The sequence below is a fragment of the Pseudomonas sp. EGD-AK9 genome, assembly GCF_000465935.2.
In the GTDB taxonomy this organism is placed as follows: Bacteria; Pseudomonadota; Gammaproteobacteria; order Pseudomonadales; family Pseudomonadaceae; genus Aquipseudomonas.
Map to the genome: position 1 here is coordinate 1 of NZ_AVOF01000612.1, position 1,122 is coordinate 1,122.

Here is a 1,122-nt window from a genome sequence, read left to right on the forward strand (position 1 = left end):
GCGCCAGCGGCAGACCGGGCAGGGCCAGGTGCAAAAGCAGCAGCAACAGGCCCATCAGCAGCAGGCCGAACAGCCCGCCGGCCAGCGACAGCAGCGCCGCCTCGGCGAGAAACAGGCCGAGCACCTGCCGACTGCGCGCGCCGAGGGCGCGCAGCAGGCCGATCTCGGCGGTGCGCTCGGCCACCGTGGTGGTCATGATGGTGAGGATGCCCACCGCGCCCACCAGCAGGGAGATGCCGCCGAGCGCGCCGATGGCGAGGGTCAGGGTGCCGAGGATGCGATCGAGGCTGGCCAGCATGTCGTCCTGGGTGGTCAGGCTGAAGTCCTCGCCGCCGTGGCGCTCGATCAGCAGGGTGCGGATGCGCTCGGCCAGCTGCGCCGAGCCGATGCCGGCGTTGAAGGTCAGGTTGATCTCCATCAGGCCGTCGCGATTGAACAGGCTCTGCGCCCAGTCCACCGGGATATAGACGATGTCGTCGAGGTCGAAGCCGAGCAGCTGGCCCTTCTCCTCCATCACCCCGATCACCCGGAAGCGCATGCCGCCGACGCGGATCGGTTGGCCCAGCGGATTGGCCTCGCCGAACAGCTCGCGGCGCAGCTTGTGGCCGAGCACCGCGTAAGGTGGCGAGCGGCCGTCGCGGGCGGCAGGGAGGAACTGACCGAGGGCCAGGCGGAAGCGCCAGGCCTCGGCCAGCTGATGGCCGCCGCCGATGATGTCGCTGCGCCGGCTGAGCACGCCGTGCTGGATGTCGCCGTTGCCCTGCAGCAGCGGCACCACCGCCTCGACGTGGGGCAGGCGGCGCAGCGCTTCGGCATCGTCCAGCGACAGCGGCCGCACGCTGCTGAGGATGCCGCCGATGCCGCCGGTCTGGGTCTTGCCCGGGTGGACGGCGATGATCCGCGTGCCGAATTGCGAGAAGTTGTCCAGCACGTACAGGCGCAGGCCCTCGCCGATGGCGGTGAGCAGCGCCACCGCGGCGATGCCGATGGCCACCCCGAGCAGGGTCAGCACGCTGCGCAGCGGGCGGCTGGTCAGTGCCGTGGCGGTCAGGTGCAGGCCGTCCTGCCAGCGCATCATGATCGCGCCCTGCGAATGCTCACGTCCGCCCCCCCGGCGGCCGC

At 71.4% G+C, this 1,122-nt stretch carries 1 protein-coding gene; it reads right to left on the bottom strand.

Translation table 11 applies throughout. From position 1 onward, the window contains the following. Positions 1 to 1,075: ABC transporter permease (locus N878_RS21635; RefSeq protein ID WP_031303675.1), on the bottom strand; the 1,075-nt coding region annotated here is incomplete at its 3' end. Positions 1,076 to 1,122: the final 47 nt, after the last annotated feature.